The sequence below is a fragment of the Sphingomonas sp. 1185 genome, assembly GCF_040544655.1.
GTDB lineage: Bacteria > Pseudomonadota > Alphaproteobacteria > Sphingomonadales > Sphingomonadaceae > Sphingomonas.
Window position 1 is genome coordinate 29937 of the sequence record NZ_JBEPKL010000016.1, and the last position, 15836, is coordinate 45772.

Here is a 15836-nt window from a genome sequence, read left to right on the forward strand (position 1 = left end):
GCGTGCCCGGCCCCAGACGCTGGCACCATTCCCGCCTCTCCCGCGTTGATCGCGTAACGATTTCCACGCGTCAGGAGAGATTGCCATGGATATTGCCCACACCCCCGCCGCCGAACGCATCGCACGCGTGCTGTGCGGCCAGCGGCTCAGCGCCAATGCGGGGGGCGATGCCGAGTCCGCCGGGCGTCTCGTCGACGATCACTGGCGCGAGCATATGGCCGATGCGCTGGCGGTGCTGCGCACGCTGCGCGAGCCCGATCAGGCGATGGCCGATGCGGGCGATCCCGCCATCTGGGAAAAGATGATCCTCGTGGCGGTCGAGGCCGCCAAGCCGCCCAAGGTCACGCTATAACCCCCATTCCTCCCCAGGCGAGCCTGGGGAGGAACAGGCCTAGACCGTGACCTGCTCGCCCAGTTCGAGGACCTTGCCCGGCGGAATCCGCAGGAAGTCGGTCGGGTCGCTGGCGTTGCGCTGCAGGAACATGAACACCCGGTCCTGCCAAGGGGGCATGCCCTTTTCCGCTTCGGGCTTGAGCGTGTTGCGGCCGATGAAATAGCTGGTCTTCATCGGGTCCAGCCCCGAATGCCGGGTCTCGACGCCCAGGTCCTTCAGGTCGCGCGGCACGTCGGGCGTTTCCATGAAGCCATAGGTCAGGGTGACGGTCGCGAAATTGTCGTCCAGCCGCTCGACATGCGCGCGCCGTTCGGGCGGGACCACGGGTCGGTCGGCGGTGCGGATCGTCACCACCAGATTCTGCGCGTGCAGGATCTTGTTATGCTTCAGATTGTGGAGCAGCGCGCCGGGGGCCGAGGCGGGGTTGGCGGTCAGGAACACGGCGGTCCCCGCCACCCGCTCGGGCGGCCGCTTGGCGAGCGCGGCGGCAAGGTCGGCGAGCGGAATCGCCTGCCGCTTCTCGAAGGCCGAGACGATTCCCCGCCCGCGCACCCAGGTATGGATGATGAGCCCGACGCCCGCGCCGACCAGCAACGGCACCCAGCCCCCCTCGATCACGCGCAGGATATTCGCGCCGAAGAAGACGAGGTCGAGCGCCAGAAAGGGCAGCAGCGCCGCCACCGCGACGCCGCGCGACCAGCCCCAGCGATGCCGCACCACCAGATAGGCCAGGCAGGTGGTCACGACCATCGTGCCCGTCACCGCGATGCCATAGGCCGCCGCCATCGCCGAGGAGGTCTTGAACTGGATCACCAGCACCAGCACCCCGAACAACAGCATCCAGTTGATCGCGGGAAGATAGATCTGCCCCCGGAAATCCGCCGAGGTCTGGCGGACGCGCAGGCGCGGCAACAGCCCCAGCTGGATCGCCTGCTGGGTCAGCGAGAAGGCGCCGGTGATCACCGCCTGCGCCGCGATCACGGTAGCGAGGCCCGCCAGCACGATCAGCGCGGGGCGCAACGGCTCGGGCGCCATCAGGAAGAACCAGTCCTGGTTGGCGAAGGGCTGGCCGCTCGCCGCCGCCTGTTCCAGCGTCGACAGCGCGAACGCCCCCTGCCCCAGATAGTTGAGCGCCAGCGCGGGCAGGACGAGCGAGAACCAGCCGATACGGATGGGCAGCCGTCCGAAATGGCCCATATCGGCGGTCAGCGCCTCGGCCCCGGTCACGGTCAGGAACACCGCGCCCAGCACGAACAGCCCGACCAGCCCATGGCTCGCCAGGAAGCTGACGCCATAGCCCGGCCAGACGACCCGCGCGATCGAGGGTTCGTCGGCGATATGCCAGACGCCCAGCCCGCCGATGACCAGGAACCACAGGATGCAGATCGGGCCGAACAGCTTCGACACCTGCGCGGTCCCGCGCGACTGGATACAGAAGAGCACGACCAGGATGACGATGGTGCACAGCCGGATGATATTCTCGTCGAAGATCGTCGCGGCGGCGGGAATGGTGCGCAGCCCCTCCATCGCCGACAGCACCGACAGCGCAGGCGTGATGATCGCGTCACCATAAAAGAGCGACGCGCCCGCCGCGCCCAGCACCAGCGCGACGCGCGACCGCACGCCGGTCGCCCGCCGGGCGAGCGCGGCCAGCGCCAGCACCCCGCCCTCGCCCTGATTGTCGGCGCGCATCAGGAAGACGACATATTTGATCGTCACGACCAGGATCAGCGACCAAAGCGCCAGGCTGAGCACGCCCAGAATCTCGCTGGGGTCGATGCCGTCGCCCGCCGACTGGCCCAGCGCCTCGCGAAAGGCGTAGAGCGGGCTGGTGCCGATATCGCCGAAGACGACGCCGATCGCGCCGATGGTCAGCGCGACCAGCGCGGGGTGGGGCGCATGCGACGATGCGCCGCTCTCCGCCGACTCCACGGATGCGGTCTGGATGCCCGTCATATCGGTCGCCGTCCCCGTCATGTCCGCCGGAACCCCCTGTGCCAAAAGGACGGCGCGCTTTACGCTTCTGCGCGCCCGACGCAAGGGCTTTCCCATAGCCTGTGCAATCGCTTGATCTTGCCAGGCGTCAAGCGCATGGACAGGAAATGGTTCCCTTTTCGTTCGGCGGCCAGGCGTTCAAGGCCCTGGCCGATGGCGCGCTGTTCTGGCCCGCGCGGGGCGCGCTGCTGGTCGCCGATCTCCATCTGGAGAAGGCGAGCTGGTATGCCGGGGGCGGGCAGATGCTGCCGCCCTATGATTCGCTCGCCACGCTGACCGAGCTGACCGCGCTGGTCCGCCACACCGGCGCGCGCGAGGTCTGGTGCCTGGGCGACAGCTTTCACGATGCGGAGGGGTGCGACCGCCTGCTGCCCGAGGCGCGCGCGATGCTGCTGGCGCTGACCGGCGCGACGCGGTGGATGTGGATCACCGGCAATCACGATCCCGTCCTGCGCGATCGCTGCGGCGGCGCGGTGATGGACGAAGCGGTGGTTGACGGGCTGATCCTGCGCCACGAGGCCGATCCCGCCGAGACGCGGCCCGAATTGTCGGGGCATTTCCATCCCAAGCTGCGCCTGCGCGTCCGGGGCAAGATGGTCGCGCGCCGCTGTTTCGTCGGCACCGCGCGCAAGCTGGTCCTGCCCGCCTTCGGGGCGCTGACCGGGGGGCTGGACGTCGACCACCCCGCGCTGGTCCAGGCGGTCGGTCGCCCGGCCGAGGCGCTGGTGCCCGTGCGCGACCGGATGCTGCGCTTTCCGGTCGCGGCCTGAAGCCTATCCCGCGCGCGCCAGGTCGGGGAAGCCCGCGCGGAAGCCCGCCACCTTGGGCTTGTCCCAGCGGACGATATAGGGATGGCCGGGATTGCGGTCGTAGAAATTCTGGTGATCCGCCTCGGCGGGGAAGAAACGCCCCTGCTCGATCCGCGTGGTGATCGGCCGGGCAAAGGCATGGGCCTGGCTCAGCTGCGCGATATAGGCGCGCGCCACCCGCGCCTGTTCGGGCGACTGGGCGAAGATCGCCGAGCGATAGCTGGGACCGCGATCGGGCCCCTGTCCGCCGACCTGGGTCGGATCGTGCGCGATCGAGAAATAGACGCGCAGCAGCGTGGCATAGGAAACCTGCGCGGGGTCGTAGGTGATCCGGATCGCCTCGGCATGGCGGGTCCGCTCGGTCGAGACGGCGGCATAGTTGGCATCGGCCGCCGCGCCCCCGGCATAGCCCGCGGTGACGCCGCGCACGCCCTTCACCCGCTCGAACACCGCCTCCATGCCCCAGAAACAGCCGCCCGCCAGGACCGCCACCTGCGGACGCCGGGCGGCAGGCAGGTCGAGCGTCGCCTTGGGCAAGGGCACGGCACGCTCGGCGTGCGCGGGAAGCGAGGACAAGGCGACCGCTCCGAATGCGGTCGCGACCAGGGCGATGCAGAGGCTATTGCGCATCACCGGGATATGGGGTGTCTTTGGGGTTCGGCCAGGGGCCGGCGTTGTAGCGTGGGCTTCGACTTCGCTCAGCCTGAACGGCTGATTGCGTCATGCTTTCCCGGCCTCCGTTCCGCCTGCGCGAAGTCGAAGGCCAGGCCCGTCGCTTAGCGAACCGCCTCGACCGGGGCCGAACCGTAACGGCTGGGCGCCTCGGCCGGGTGAAGCACGATGAGGCCCAGGGCACCCAGCGCAAATCCGCCGGCGAACTGCCACACGAAGCTGGACTTGAGGAGGGCACGCATTCGTCTTCACCTGTCTAAAACGGGTCGCCCCCGAATGGGCGGCGATCTTCCGGGCGCCATCTGGTCGATCCGCGTCCTTCCGACAATGGCATTTATAGAAACACAGCATTAACGGCACGTGGACGTGTCGTTCATGCCACAGTTAGGCCTTATTGCTGCGGCGCACATAGGGATAGGAAAAAGCCCGCAGGTACAGCCTTTTGGCCATACCCACGGGCTTTCGCACCGCCGCAGGGGCGGGAAATTATTTCAGCGCGGCGCAGGCCGTCTGGATGCGGGTGCACGCTTCCTTGAGCAGCGCGTCCGAGGTCGCATAGCTGATTCGCATCGCGGGCGAGAGGCCGAACGCCGCGCCCTGCACCGCCGCGACCTTCGCATCGTCGAGCAGATAGCCGACGAACGCCTCGTCGCTGTCGATCAACCGGCCCGAGGGCGTGGTCTTGCCGATCAGCGGCGCGAAGGAGGGATAGACATAGAAGGCGCCTTCGGGCGTCGGGCAGGTCATGCCGTCGATCGCGTTGAGCATCGACACGACCATGTCGCGCCGCGCCTGGAACGCCAGGTTACGCTCGGCCAGGAAGCTCTGGTCGCCGGTCAGCGCCGCGGTCGCCGCCGCCTGCGCGATCGAGCAGGGGTTGGAGGTCGATTGTGACTGGAGCTTGGCGATCGCCTTGATCAGCCAGGGCGCGCCGCCCGCATAGCCGATGCGCCAGCCGGTCATCGCATAGGCCTTGGAACAGCCGTTGACGGTCAGCGTGCGCTCGTACAGCTCGGGGCAGACCTGCGCGATGGTGGCGAAGCGGAAGCCGTCATAGACGATATGCTCGTACATATCGTCGGCGAAGACCCAGACATGCGGGTGGCGCAGGATCACCTCGCCCAGCGCCTTCAGCTCGTCGGCGGTATAGCCCGCACCCGTCGGATTGGACGGCGAGTTGAGGATGACCCACTTGGTCCTGGGCGTGATCGCGGCGTCGAGCGCCTCGGGGGTCAGCTTGTAACCCTGTTCCGGCCCCGCCTTCACGATCACCGGCACGCCGCCCGCGAACTGGACGACGTCCGGATAGCTGACCCAGTAAGGTGCCGGGATCACCACCTCGTCGCCCGCGTCGATCGTCGCGACCATCGCGTTGAACAGGGTGTGCTTGCCGCCGACATTCACGCTGATCTGGTCGGCCTTGTAGGTCAGGCCGTTGTCGCGCGCGAACTTCTGCGCGATCGCGGCCTTCAGCTCGGGCGTGCCGTCGACGTTCGTATATTTGGTCTTGCCGTCGCGAATCGCCTGGATCGCGGCTTCTTTCACGAAGTCGGGCGTGTCGAAATCGGGCTCGCCCGCGCCCAGCCCGATCACGTCGACGCCGGCGCGCTTCAGCTCCATCACGCGGCTGGTGATGGCGAGCGTGGGGGACGGGCTGATACGGCCGAGCGCGGCGGAGGGCTGCATGGAACGGAACCTTTGCGACAGGAGAGTGCGGGCGCGCTTTAGCGCCCTCCTGCCTCAATCCGCAACCATCTGTGCACGAAACAATCCGCGAAGCGCGTTGCCAAGCAAGAATCCGTCTTGCAGATCGGCACGGGTCAACGGCCCCTCGACCGCGCGGCCGCTCTCGATCAGATGGCCGCGCAGCACGCCGGGCAGCAGCCCCTGCGCCAGCGGCGGCGTCACCAGCTTGTCGCCGCGCGCGACGAACAGCGAGGTATAGCTGCCCTCGGTCAGATAGCCGTCGGGCGTCTCGAACACGACCTCGGCCGTGCCCGCCGCCGCCCGCGCCGAGTCGTAGAAGCCGCGCGCGCTGGTCTTGTGGCGCAGCCGCAGGTCGGACGTGGCGACGGGCAGCGGCACGATCCGTACCGGCACCACCCCGTCGAACGGCGCCGGACGCGGCGCGACCTCGACCACCACCGCGCCGCTGCGCGCCAGCAACAGCCGGATGCGCCGGGTATCGCGCAGGCGGAAGGTCGCCGCCTGCAACTCGTTGCGCGCGTCATGCCGGTCGAAGGTGAAGCCCAGCGCCGCCGCGCTCGCCTTCATCCGGGCGAGATGCTCCTCCAGATGCTGGATGCCGTCGACGGGATCGAAGGCCATGGTCTCGATCAGATCGACATCGCTGCGCCCGCCGTCCAGGAAGGCGGCCTTGGCGAGGCATTCGTCCCACTCGTCCGCCGCCACCGAGTCGGCGACCACCCCCGATCCCAGCCCCAGCGTCGCATGGTCGGCGCCATGCGGCCAGGTCAGGGTGCGGATTGCGACGTTGAACATCGCATCGCCATCCGCGTCGAGTCGCCCGATCGCGCCGGTATAGAGGCCGCGGGGCGAATCCTCGATCTCCGCGATCGCCTGCATCGCGCGGATCTTGGGCGCGCCGGTGATCGAACCGCAGGGGAAAAGCGCGGACAGCACGTCCAGCGCGTCCTGTCCCTCGGCCAGATCGGCGGTGACGGTCGACACCATCTGGTGGACGGTCGGATAGGGTTCGACCGCGAAAAGCGCGGGCACCGCGACGCTGCCCGGCCGCGCGACTCGCGACAGGTCGTTGCGCATCAGGTCGACGATCATCAGATTCTCGGCGCGCTGCTTGGGATCGTCGCGCAGCTCCTGCGCCGCGCGCGCATCGGCGGCGGGGTCGTCGTCGCGCCGCGCGGTCCCCTTCATCGGCCGTGCGGTCAGGCGGCCGTCCTCCAGCGCGAAGAACAGCTCGGGCGACAGCGACAGGATGGTCGCCTCCTCCGTCGCCACCACCGCGCCCCAGCCCGCGCGCGACCGGGCGCGCAGCCCCGCATAGAGCGCCAGCGGATCGCCCGCGACCGGCACCTGCGCGCGAAAGGTCAGATTGACCTGATAGAGATCGCCCGCCGCGATCAGCGCCTGCACCTCGGCGAATTGCCGGGCATGGCGCTCCGCATCGCCCTCGGGAACCAGATCGCCCGCCCAGGCGCCGGCGGGGTCGGGCAGCAGCGCCGCGACATCGACCGTCGCATGATCGCGGAACAGCCCGAACCACAGCAGCGGTCCGTCGACCGCGCGGGCCGCCCCCCCCGGCTCGAACGCCGCCCCCGCCTCATAGGCCAGATAGCCGGCGGCATGCAGCCCCTCTCGCCGCGCGCGGCGGAGCGCGGCCAGCGCGGGGGCGACCTGTTCGGGGCGATGCGCGGTCACGATATCGACCGGCGCGGTATAGAGACGCGCGGCCGCTCCCCCGTGGCGGGCATCGTCCAGCAGGACGAACGGAGGGGCGTTCACGATCATGAAGGGCCATGCATGCACGGCCCGCCCCCGCACATGCAAGTATCGATTGGCCGATCCTGTGCCATTGCCTATCTCGGGGGGATGACCGACCCCTTGCAAAATCCGCCGCTGCGCGCCGCGATCGTCCCCGTCACCCCGCTTCAGCAGAATTGCTCTATCGTCTGGTGCACCGCGACGATGAAGGCGGCGGTGGTCGATCCCGGCGGCGACCTGCCGCGCATCCGGGATGCCATTGCCAAGACCGGCGTGACGGTGGAAAAAATCCTGCTGACCCATGGCCATATCGACCATGCGGGCGGCGCCAAGGCGCTGTCCGATACGCTGGGCGTGCCCGTGGAGGGGCCGCAGGAGGAAGATCGCTTCTGGCTGGCGCGGCTCGACGAGGACGGCCAGGCTTATGGCATCCCCGCCCAGGTGCTGGAGCCGACCCGCTGGCTGTCGGAGGGCGACACGGTGACGATCGGCGACCTGACGCTCGATGTGTACGAGACGCCGGGGCATACGCGCGGGCATGTGATCTTCCACCATGCGCCGTCGCATTTCGCACTGGTCGGCGACGTGCTGTTCCAGGGCTCGGTCGGGCGCTCGGACCTGCCCGGCGGGGATCACGACACGCTGATCCGCTCGATCGTCGAGAAGCTCTGGCCGCTGGGCAACGAAACCGCCTTCATTCCCGGCCATGGCCAGCCCAGCACCTTCGGGCATGAGCGGCAGAGCAACGCCTTCGTGGCGGACCGGGTCCTGGGGCTTTGACCCGTCGCCCCAGCGCAGGCTGGGGCCTTTGTCATTTGGGGTGAGGTGGGGGCGTGGGCTTCGACTACGCTCAGCCTGAACGGGGTTTGGGGTAAAAGCTCACCCTACCCCCGTTCAGCCTGAGTGACGTCGAAGGCCAAGGGAATCACTTCCGCTCCGCAGCACTCTCCGCCCGAATCGCCTTGAACTCGGACCCCGCACGCCATTCCGGCCAGTCCCGCCCATCGGCCAGATCGCGCCCGATCCGGTAGAACAGGCCGACATCCGCCGCCGCACCGCGCAGATCCCATGTCGAATCCCAGGCGTCGCACGTCTGGTGGTAGCAGCGCATATAGGCGTCGAGCCATGCCTGCCCCGCCGGACGCCCTCCGGCCACCAGATCGGGCGCGCCGCTGATCGCCATCAGCAGCAGCGTCGGCACGCCGCGCCGCGCGACCGAGAAGTGATCGGCGCGGTAGAACAGCCCGCGCTCGGGCAGCGCCTCGGGCGTCACCGTGCGTCCTTGCGCGGCGGCGGCGACCTTCAGCCGGTCCTCCAGGTCGTTCTGGCCGTCCCCGACCAGCATCACGTCCCGCGACGGTCCCGCCGTCTGGAGGATGTCCAGCGTCAGGTTCGCGACCGTCTTGGCCAGCGGCGTGACCGGGTTCACCGCATAGGTCTCGGACCCCAGCAGGCCGCGCTCCTCGCCGGTCCACAGCGCGAAGACGAGGCTGCGGTCGGTGCGTGGCGCCGCCTTGAACGCGCGCGCCAGTTCCAGCACGCCCGCCACGCCCAGCGCATCGTCATTGGCGCCCGGCCGGATCACCCGGCCCTGCGCGTCCGGCGCGCCCTTGCCATAGGCGTCCCAATGCGCGCCGAACATCACCACCTCGTCGGGGCGCGTCCTGCCGGGCAGCCTGGCCAGCACGTTGCGGCTCTCCGCGCGCACCGTCTTGACCGGCAGATCGGCGGAGAATCGCTGCCCCTCCAGCGTGACGGGGCGGAAATCGGCCCGCCGCGCACGGGCGCGCTGCTGCGCCAGGTCGAGCCCGGCGGCGGCGAACAGCTTCGTCGCCGCCTCGCCCGACAGCCAGCCCTGAAGCAGCACGCGCGAGGTCGGATCGGCGCGGACGATATCGTAATTCTCGCCCGCCGGGGCCGTCACCGTCGCCCAGCCATAGCCCGCGCCCGGCGTGTCATGGACGATCAGCGCGCCGATCGCGCCCTGTCGCGCGGCTTCCTCATATTTATAGGTCCAGCGGCCATAATAGGTCATCCGCCGGTCGCCGAACTTCCCCTTGGCGTCGTCGCCGGGGGCGGCCTCGAAATCGGGATCGTTGACCAGGAAGACGGCGATCTTGCCCTTCAGGTCGACGCCCTTGAAATCGTCCCAGCCGCGCTCGGGCGCATGGACGCCGTACCCGACGAACACCATCGGCGCGTTCGCGATCGCCACCCGGTCGACGGGCCGCACGGTCGAGACATAGACGCCCTGCCCCTGGACGAGCGGCATCGTGCCCGCGCGCATCGTCCCCTGCCCGATCTGGGTGCGGATCAGCGGCACCGGCTGGGTCCATTGTCCGTTCGGACCGCCGGGTTGCAGCCCAATCGCCTTGAACTGCGCGACCAGCCAGTCGACGGTCTTCGCCTCGCCCGGAGTGCCCGGCGCGCGCCCCTCAAAGGCGTCGGAAGCGAGCGTCTTCACATCCGCCGACAGCCGCGCGGGCGAGATGGGGTCGGGGGCGGCGGCGGTCAGCGCGACGGCGGCCAGGCCGATTAGGGGAAGGCGAATCATCAGCGGTCGATCCTCACGACGGTGGTGGTCGCGACAGGCACGGCCTGCGCGGTATAGACGATCCCGATCGCCCAGCCGGCCAACAAGGCCAGGATCGCCCAGGTTCCGATCGCCCCGCCCGCGCGACCGACATTGGGCGCGGGCCGCGTCATGCCCCAGCCATGGCCGATCCGCGCGACGACGAACGCGCCGCCCAGCACCCACAGCCAGAAGCGCGCGCCGCCCGCCAGCTCGATCAGCCCCATCAGGATCAGGACGAAGGGCGCATATTCGACGAAGTTGGCCTGGGCCCGCATCCCCGCCACGAGTCGCGAATCGCCCCCGTCGCCGATCAGGATCTTGCCGCGAAACCGCCCGACGACGATTCGCAGCGCGAGCCACAGATTGACCAGCGCGGCGGCCGCCGCGATGCTGAGCGTGACCGGCAGGACCATAAGCGCCATATTCTCCGTCGATTGAACCCGAACACCGCGTGCCATTCTGCGGCGATGCTTGCAACATCGGCAAAACTCGCTATAGGCGCGGGGCTTCGCGATGCGTCCGGCTGGGTGCTCACGCGGCCGGGTCTTCGATCCGGGCGCGCAATGGGTGCTGACCGTGGCGTATTCCACCCATTGTTCGAATTGATAAGGTGCCGCAATGGCCGTCCCCAAGAGAAAGACTTCGCCCTCCAAGCGCGGCATGCGCCGTGGCCACGACTCGCTGTCGATCGCCGCGTTCCAGGAATGCCCGAATTGCGGCGAGCTGAAGCGTCCGCACAATCTGTGCACCGCTTGCGGCCACTATAACGGCCGTGAGGTCGTGTCGGTCGAGGGCTGATCCCCTCTTCCTGGCAATAACGACCGTTAGAGGAACGCATGGCCGATAACGCCTGGATCGCCGTCGATGCGATGGGCGGCGACGACGGGCTGGCCGTGATGCTGGCCGGTGTCGCCAGAGCGCGACGCCGCTTCGAAGGCATGCGCTTCCTGCTGGTCGGGGACGAGGCGCAGATTGCGGAGGGGCTGAAGTCCCATCCCAACCTGTCCGCCGCGTCCGAGATCGTGCACGCACCCGAGGTCGTCGGCTCGAGCGACAAGCCGAGCCAGGCGATCCGGCGCGCGCGCGTCACGTCGATGGGCCTCGCCATCGATCTGGTGAAGCGCGGCCGCGCCGCCGCCGCCGTCTCGTCGGGTAACACCGGCGCGCTGATGGCGATGGCCAAGCTGTCGCTGCGCACCCTGCCCGGCATCGACCGGCCCGCACTGGCCGCGCCCTTGCCCACGCTCGGCGACAATGACGTCGTCATGCTCGACCTCGGCGCGAATACCGAGTGCGATGCGCGCAACCTCGTCCAGTTCGCGGTGATGGGCGCGGCCTATGCCCGCACGCTGCTCGAACTCGACAATCCGCGCGTCGCGCTGCTGAACATCGGGTCCGAGGACCAGAAGGGCACCGACGAGATTCGCGACGCCGCCGCCGTGCTGCGCGGGCAGAGCCATCTCCCGCTCAACTTCACCGGCTTCATCGAGGGCAACCAGCTTGCCCGTGGCGAGGTCGATGTGATCGTGTGCGACGGCTTTGCGGGCAATATCGCGCTCAAGACCGCCGAGGGCACCGCGCGATTCGTCGGCGACCTGCTCAAGCGCGCCTTCCGCTCCTCGACCCGGTCGAAGATCGGCTTCCTGATCTCGCGCCCCGCCACCGAATTGCTGCGCGACCATCTCGACCCCAACAACCATAATGGCGCGGTCTTTCTCGGCCTGAACGGGCTGGTGGTGAAGAGCCATGGCGGCGCGACCGAAGTGGGCGTCGCCACCGCGATCGGCAATGCGGCCAAGATGGTCCGCGCCGACCTGACCCGGCGGATCGCCGAGGATCTCCTGAACTTCGAGGCTGCGGCATGATACGCTCGATCGTCACCGGCACGGGCTCGGCGCTTCCCACCCGGCGGGTGTCGAACGCGGAACTGGCGCAGGAGGTCGACACTTCCGACGAGTGGATCGTCGAGCGGACCGGCATCCGCTTCCGCCATATCGCAGGCCCCGAGGAGACGACCGCGACGCTGGCCGCCGACGCCGCCAAGGCCGCGATCGCCGCCGCCGGCCTGTCGGCGCAGGACATCGACCTGATCGTCCTGGCCACCGCCACCCCCGACCAGACCTTCCCCGCCACCGCGACCAAGGTCCAGGCGATGCTGGGCATCAACGACTGCGTCGCGTTCGACGTCGCCGCCGTCTGCTCGGGCTTCCTCTATGCGGTGCAGGTCGCCGACGCGATGCTGCGCAGCGGCGTGCAGCGTCGCGCGCTGGTGATCGGCGCGGAAACCTTCAGCCGCATCCTCGACTGGGAGGATCGCACCACCTGCGTCCTGTTCGGCGACGGCGCAGGCGCGATGGTGCTGGAGGCACGCGAGAGCGACGACGCCCAGGGCCGCGGCATCCTGGCGACCCGGCTGCATGCCGACGGCCGCCACAACGGCCTGCTCTATGTCGATGGCGGTCCCTCGACCACCGGCACGGTCGGCAAGTTGCGGATGAAGGGTCGCGAAGTCTTTCGCCACGCCGTCGTCAATCTGGCCCAAGTCATGGAAGAAGCACTGGATCTTGCCGGTCTGTCGTCGTCCGATGTCGACTGGGTCGTGCCGCACCAGGCCAATGCCCGCATCCTCGACGCGACCGCGCGCAAATTGGACCTTCCCGCCGGAAAGGTTGTCGTCACGGTCGACCAACATGCCAACACCTCCGCCGCCTCGGTTCCGCTGGCGCTGGATACGGCGGTCCGGGACGGACGCATCAAGGAAAATGATCTGATCGTTTTGGAGGCAATGGGCGGCGGCTTTACCTGGGGGGCAGCGGTAATCCGCTTCTGAACAATCGATTTTGCTTAACCGAGATAAATCCCTTTCGGTCTCATATTGCGCTGTGTTAGGCGCAATGTGAGACACCATTGGGGGATGGACATGACTAAAACCGGAACTTTGACCCGCGCCGATCTTGCCGAGTCGCTTCATCAGGAAGTGGGGCTCTCGCGCTCCGATTCCGCCGAAGTGGTCGAACAGATCCTCGTCGAGATGTGCGATGCCCTGTCGCGCGGCGAGAATGTCAAGATTTCCGGTTTTGGCACCTTCGTGCTGCGTGACAAGGGAGAGCGGATCGGCCGCAATCCCAAGACCGGGATCGAGGTGCCGATCGCACCCCGCCGCGTCCTGACCTTCCGCGCCAGCCAAATGATGCGCGATCGCATTGTCGCGGCGGGATAGACCCGAGCGTCCTTCCGACGGCGGAAAGGCCGATGGTGCCCTGCGCACCATCGGTGAGGCGTCGCGCGAGACCGGCGTGGCGCAGCATGTGCTGCGCTATTGGGAAGGCCGCTTCCCACAGCTCAAGCCGGTGCAGCGGGCGGGCAATCGCCGCTATTATCGCCCCGACGACCTGACGCTGATCCGCCGGATCGACCGGCTGCTCAACCAGCAGGGCTATACCGTGCGCGGCGTCCAGCAGCTGTTCGAGGGCGAGGCCAAGGCGAAAGACGATCCCGCGACGATGCTGCGCGCGATTCGCGACTCGCTGGCCGAGGGATTGGCCTGGGACGACCGGGCGGAGCGCTAGGCGTCGGGGCGTGGGCTTCGACTTCGCTCAGGCTGAACGGATAATCGTACCTTATCCGAAACCCCGTTCAGGCTGAGCGAAGTCGAAGCCCACGCCCTACCCTAAACTCAAGCGGAGCCGACCACCCCGCCCTGCTCGCCCAGCAGCAGGTCCCGGCATGCCCGGTTATAGGCGTGCGCCCGCCACCAGAACCATCCGCCATTGCCCACGCCCCAGGCCGCGACGCCCAGCGCCGCCCAGGGCACCGCGCGCGCCACGCGGCCGCCGCGCGCCGCGACCCGGCCCGCCGCCAGCCCGCCCTGGCCGATCCGCCGCGCCGTCTTGGCGAGCTTCCCGGCTGCTCGCGCCTGCGACAACAGGCCGGAGCCGCCGCGCAGGTCGCCCAGGATCGCGGCCGGGCCGACAAAGCCCTTGAGCTTGCCGACGATCTCCTGCGCCTCGATCGCCATGCCGGGTTCCAGCTGACGCCGCTGCGCGCCGGTCAGGGCATAGGCGTCGGCGATCTGGTCGATCGTCTCGGCCAGGCTTTCGGTACCGATGGTCAGCGCCTTGGCCCCCGCCTTCAACGCGCGGCGGCGGATCAGCTTCTCATTGGCCTCGAAGGTCGCTTCGATCGCGGTACGGTCCATAATGGGTCCCTGTTCGTGCATGGACCGTTGAAGCCGCGAAACGGCCCGCCGGTTCCCTTATCGTTCGCGCGTCGCGAGGAAACGGACCTTGGGATAGCGATCGGCGACATAGCCGACCTCCCAGGCGCTCTTGGCAAGGAAGACGGGGTTGTCGTCGCGATCCTTGGCCATGGCCGAGCGGTTCAGGTCCATGAACGCCTTCAGGTCGGCGGGGTCCTCGGCGGTGATCCAGCGCGCGGTGTCGAACGGCGCAGGCTCCAGCCCGGCCGCGACCTTATATTCCGCATCCAGCCGCGACAGCAGCACGTCGAGCTGGAGCTGCCCGACCACGCCGATGATCCAGTTCGACCCGATCTCCGGGTAGAAGACCTGGGTCACCCCCTCCTCGGCCATGTCGTCCAGCGCCTTGCGCAGCTGCTTGGTCTTGGTCGGGTCCTTCAGCGCGACGCGGCGCAGGATTTCGGGGGCGAAATTGGGCAGGCCGGTGAAGCGGACATCCGCCCGCTCCGACAGCGTGTCCCCGACACGGAGCGTGCCGTGATTGGGGATGCCGATGATGTCGCCCGGAAACGCCTCGTCCGCGACTTCGCGATTCTGCGCGAAGAACAGGATCGGCGAATGGACCGCGATCGGCTTGCCATGGCCCGTCGGGGTCAGCTTCATGCCGCGCTTGAAGGTGCCCGAGCACAGCCGCATGAACGCGATCCGGTCGCGATGCTGCGGGTCCATGTTCGCCTGCACCTTGAAGACGAAGCCGGTGACTTCCTTATTCTCCGGCGCGACGGGGGCGGGCTCGGCGGGCTGGGGCCGGGGCGGCGGCGCGTGGCGGCTGAGCGCGTCGATCAGCTCGGCGACGCCGAAGTCCTTCAGTGCGGAGCCGAAATAGACGGGCGTCAGGTCGCCGTTGCGATAGGCTTCGCCATCGAACGCGGCATAGCCCGCCTGGGCCAGCTCGACCTCCTCGGCGATCTCGGCGGGCAGCGTCGGCGCGTCGTCCACCTTGCCCAGGAACGCCCGGCTGTCGCCCTCGGGACGGCTGACCTTGCCGGTGGTCAGGTCGAGGATACCCTCGAACAGCCCACCCATGCCGACCGGCCAGCTCATCGGCGCGACGTCGAGCGCCAGGATGTCGGCGATCTCATCGAGCAGCTCGAAGGGCGGACGGCCCTCGCGATCGACCTTGTTGACGAAGGTGATGATCGGCACCGAGCGCAGGCGGCACACCTCGAAGAGTTTCCGCGTCTGCGCCTCGATACCGCGCGCCGCGTCGATGACCATCACGGCCGAGTCGACCGCGGTCAGCGTGCGATAGGTGTCCTCCGAGAAATCCTCGTGGCCCGGCGTGTCGAGCAGGTTGAAGGTCACGCCGTCCTTCTCGAACGTCATGACCGACGACGTGACCGAGATGCCGCGCTGCTGCTCGATCTTCATCCAGTCCGACCGCGCACGCCGATTCTGGCCGCGGGCCTTGACCTCGCCCGCCAGATGGATCGCGCCGCCGAAATAGAGCAGCTTTTCGGTCAGCGTCGTCTTGCCGGCGTCGGGGTGCGAGATGATCGCGAAGGTACGGCGGGGGGAAGTCATGGGCGGCTCTGTCGAATAGGGAATTGGCGCATCCGAGCGCCCGAGATGATCCGCCTGTTACAGCAAATTGTGGCACAAGACAGGCCCCGGATTTTGGGGCCTTTGATTCCGAAGATCATATATGCACCCCACCCCGGCGAAAGCCGG

Annotated in this window: 17 protein-coding genes; 8 read left to right on the forward strand and 9 right to left on the reverse strand. The window is 68.4% G+C overall.

The genetic code is table 11. The annotated features are described in order from the left end of the window. The first annotated feature begins 85 nt into the window (after nucleotides 1–85). Nucleotides 86–352: a hypothetical protein gene (locus tag ABIC44_RS12010; protein WP_307101545.1), complete on the forward strand. Its 267-nt coding sequence runs from the start codon at nucleotides 86–88 to the stop codon at nucleotides 350–352. A gap of 39 nt (nucleotides 353–391) precedes the next feature. Here the strand turns inward: ABIC44_RS12010 and ABIC44_RS12015 are convergent, their stop codons facing one another. Continuing rightward, a complete protein-coding gene (locus ABIC44_RS12015; RefSeq protein WP_309704095.1) occupies nucleotides 392–2350 on the reverse strand; it encodes a potassium transporter Kup in 1959 nt (652 codons plus the stop codon). 146 nt (nucleotides 2351–2496) lie between these two features. Between ABIC44_RS12015 and pdeM the strand changes: the two genes are divergently transcribed. After that, complete coding sequence (pdeM, locus tag ABIC44_RS12020) at nucleotides 2497–3159, forward strand: ligase-associated DNA damage response endonuclease PdeM (RefSeq protein WP_354295652.1); 663 nt, start codon at nucleotides 2497–2499, stop codon at nucleotides 3157–3159. Nucleotides 3160–3162: 3 nt separating this feature from the next. Here pdeM and msrA read toward each other — a convergent pair whose 3' ends face one another. From msrA to pabB, 4 genes are all read right to left on the reverse strand, one after another. Then, nucleotides 3163–3828 (reverse strand): peptide-methionine (S)-S-oxide reductase MsrA, encoded by a 666-nt coding sequence (gene msrA / locus ABIC44_RS12025; RefSeq protein ID WP_354295714.1) that lies wholly within the window; start codon nucleotides 3826–3828, stop codon nucleotides 3163–3165. A 146-nt stretch (nucleotides 3829–3974) separates the two neighbouring features. Then, nucleotides 3975–4112 (reverse strand): hypothetical protein, encoded by a 138-nt coding sequence (locus tag ABIC44_RS12030; RefSeq protein WP_307101551.1) that lies wholly within the window; start codon nucleotides 4110–4112, stop codon nucleotides 3975–3977. Between the two features lie 244 nt (nucleotides 4113–4356). Continuing rightward, nucleotides 4357–5556: a pyridoxal phosphate-dependent aminotransferase gene (locus ABIC44_RS12035; protein WP_307101553.1), complete on the reverse strand. Its 1200-nt coding sequence runs from the start codon at nucleotides 5554–5556 to the stop codon at nucleotides 4357–4359. A 54-nt stretch (nucleotides 5557–5610) separates the two neighbouring features. After that, nucleotides 5611–7359: an aminodeoxychorismate synthase component I gene (gene pabB, locus ABIC44_RS12040; protein ID WP_354295653.1), complete on the reverse strand. Its 1749-nt coding sequence runs from the start codon at nucleotides 7357–7359 to the stop codon at nucleotides 5611–5613. An 81-nt stretch (nucleotides 7360–7440) separates the two neighbouring features. On the opposite strand from pabB, the gene ABIC44_RS12045 reads away from it, so the two are divergent. Further along, nucleotides 7441–8112: an MBL fold metallo-hydrolase gene (locus tag ABIC44_RS12045; protein WP_309700214.1), complete on the forward strand. Its 672-nt coding sequence runs from the start codon at nucleotides 7441–7443 to the stop codon at nucleotides 8110–8112. Between the two features lie 145 nt (nucleotides 8113–8257). On the opposite strand, the gene ABIC44_RS12050 is transcribed toward ABIC44_RS12045, so the two are convergent. Together ABIC44_RS12050 and ABIC44_RS12055 are read right to left on the reverse strand one after the other, a co-directional pair. Beyond that, nucleotides 8258–9886 carry a M28 family metallopeptidase gene (locus ABIC44_RS12050; RefSeq protein WP_354295654.1) on the reverse strand — a complete coding sequence of 543 codons (1629 nt, stop codon included), beginning with the start codon at nucleotides 9884–9886 and terminating at the stop codon, nucleotides 8258–8260. Beyond that, a complete protein-coding gene (locus ABIC44_RS12055) occupies nucleotides 9886–10320 on the reverse strand; it encodes an MAPEG family protein (protein WP_354295716.1) in 435 nt (144 codons plus the stop codon). Before ABIC44_RS12055 ends, ABIC44_RS12050 begins: the two co-directional genes overlap by 1 nt. 205 nt (nucleotides 10321–10525) lie before the next feature. Between ABIC44_RS12055 and rpmF the strand changes: the two genes are divergently transcribed. From rpmF to ABIC44_RS12080, 5 genes are all read left to right on the forward strand, one after another. Then, nucleotides 10526–10705 (forward strand): 50S ribosomal protein L32, encoded by a 180-nt coding sequence (rpmF, locus tag ABIC44_RS12060; protein WP_230482852.1) that lies wholly within the window; start codon nucleotides 10526–10528, stop codon nucleotides 10703–10705. A 38-nt stretch (nucleotides 10706–10743) separates the two neighbouring features. Then, on the forward strand, nucleotides 10744–11772 hold the full coding sequence (gene plsX / locus ABIC44_RS12065) for a phosphate acyltransferase PlsX (RefSeq protein WP_354295656.1): 1029 nt from the start codon (nucleotides 10744–10746) through the stop codon (nucleotides 11770–11772). Further along, on the forward strand, nucleotides 11769–12737 hold the full coding sequence (locus ABIC44_RS12070) for a beta-ketoacyl-ACP synthase III (protein ID WP_354295658.1): 969 nt from the start codon (nucleotides 11769–11771) through the stop codon (nucleotides 12735–12737). The genes plsX and ABIC44_RS12070 overlap by 4 nt, the downstream gene beginning before the upstream one ends. 90 nt (nucleotides 12738–12827) lie before the next feature. Then, nucleotides 12828–13127 (forward strand): integration host factor subunit alpha, encoded by a 300-nt coding sequence (locus ABIC44_RS12075; protein WP_307101566.1) that lies wholly within the window; start codon nucleotides 12828–12830, stop codon nucleotides 13125–13127. Further along, nucleotides 13111–13476 (forward strand): MerR family transcriptional regulator, encoded by a 366-nt coding sequence (locus ABIC44_RS12080; RefSeq protein ID WP_307101568.1) that lies wholly within the window; start codon nucleotides 13111–13113, stop codon nucleotides 13474–13476. The genes ABIC44_RS12075 and ABIC44_RS12080 overlap by 17 nt, the downstream gene beginning before the upstream one ends. 107 nt (nucleotides 13477–13583) lie before the next feature. Here the strand turns inward: ABIC44_RS12080 and ABIC44_RS12085 are convergent, their stop codons facing one another. Beyond that, on the reverse strand, nucleotides 13584–14105 hold the full coding sequence (locus ABIC44_RS12085; RefSeq protein WP_354295660.1) for a hypothetical protein: 522 nt from the start codon (nucleotides 14103–14105) through the stop codon (nucleotides 13584–13586). A gap of 57 nt (nucleotides 14106–14162) precedes the next feature. Beyond that, nucleotides 14163–15689 carry a peptide chain release factor 3 gene (locus ABIC44_RS12090; protein WP_307101571.1) on the reverse strand — a complete coding sequence of 509 codons (1527 nt, stop codon included), beginning with the start codon at nucleotides 15687–15689 and terminating at the stop codon, nucleotides 14163–14165. Nucleotides 15690–15836 lie beyond the last annotated feature (147 nt).

What these genes read in the sequence shown, in the direction of transcription:
- ABIC44_RS12075 (WP_307101566.1), top strand. Translation starts at nt 12,828, where the DNA reads ATGACTAAAACCGGAACTTTGACCCGCGCCGATCTTGCCGAGTCGCTT.
- ABIC44_RS12035 (WP_307101553.1), bottom strand. Translation starts at nt 5,556, where the DNA reads ATGCAGCCCTCCGCCGCGCTCGGCCGTATCAGCCCGTCCCCCACGCTC.
- pdeM (WP_354295652.1), top strand. Translation starts at nt 2,497, where the DNA reads ATGGTTCCCTTTTCGTTCGGCGGCCAGGCGTTCAAGGCCCTGGCCGAT.
- ABIC44_RS12045 (WP_309700214.1), top strand. Translation starts at nt 7,441, where the DNA reads ATGACCGACCCCTTGCAAAATCCGCCGCTGCGCGCCGCGATCGTCCCC.
- pabB (WP_354295653.1), bottom strand. Translation starts at nt 7,359, where the DNA reads ATGATCGTGAACGCCCCTCCGTTCGTCCTGCTGGACGATGCCCGCCAC.
- msrA (WP_354295714.1), bottom strand. Translation starts at nt 3,828, where the DNA reads ATGCGCAATAGCCTCTGCATCGCCCTGGTCGCGACCGCATTCGGAGCG.
- ABIC44_RS12085 (WP_354295660.1), bottom strand. Translation starts at nt 14,105, where the DNA reads ATGGACCGTACCGCGATCGAAGCGACCTTCGAGGCCAATGAGAAGCTG.
- ABIC44_RS12050 (WP_354295654.1), bottom strand. Translation starts at nt 9,886, where the DNA reads ATGATTCGCCTTCCCCTAATCGGCCTGGCCGCCGTCGCGCTGACCGCC.
- rpmF (WP_230482852.1), top strand. Translation starts at nt 10,526, where the DNA reads ATGGCCGTCCCCAAGAGAAAGACTTCGCCCTCCAAGCGCGGCATGCGC.
- ABIC44_RS12070 (WP_354295658.1), top strand. Translation starts at nt 11,769, where the DNA reads ATGATACGCTCGATCGTCACCGGCACGGGCTCGGCGCTTCCCACCCGG.
- plsX (WP_354295656.1), top strand. Translation starts at nt 10,744, where the DNA reads ATGGCCGATAACGCCTGGATCGCCGTCGATGCGATGGGCGGCGACGAC.
- ABIC44_RS12015 (WP_309704095.1), bottom strand. Translation starts at nt 2,350, where the DNA reads ATGACGGGCATCCAGACCGCATCCGTGGAGTCGGCGGAGAGCGGCGCA.
- ABIC44_RS12010 (WP_307101545.1), top strand. Translation starts at nt 86, where the DNA reads ATGGATATTGCCCACACCCCCGCCGCCGAACGCATCGCACGCGTGCTG.
- ABIC44_RS12055 (WP_354295716.1), bottom strand. Translation starts at nt 10,320, where the DNA reads ATGGTCCTGCCGGTCACGCTCAGCATCGCGGCGGCCGCCGCGCTGGTC.
- ABIC44_RS12090 (WP_307101571.1), bottom strand. Translation starts at nt 15,689, where the DNA reads ATGACTTCCCCCCGCCGTACCTTCGCGATCATCTCGCACCCCGACGCC.
- ABIC44_RS12030 (WP_307101551.1), bottom strand. Translation starts at nt 4,112, where the DNA reads ATGCGTGCCCTCCTCAAGTCCAGCTTCGTGTGGCAGTTCGCCGGCGGA.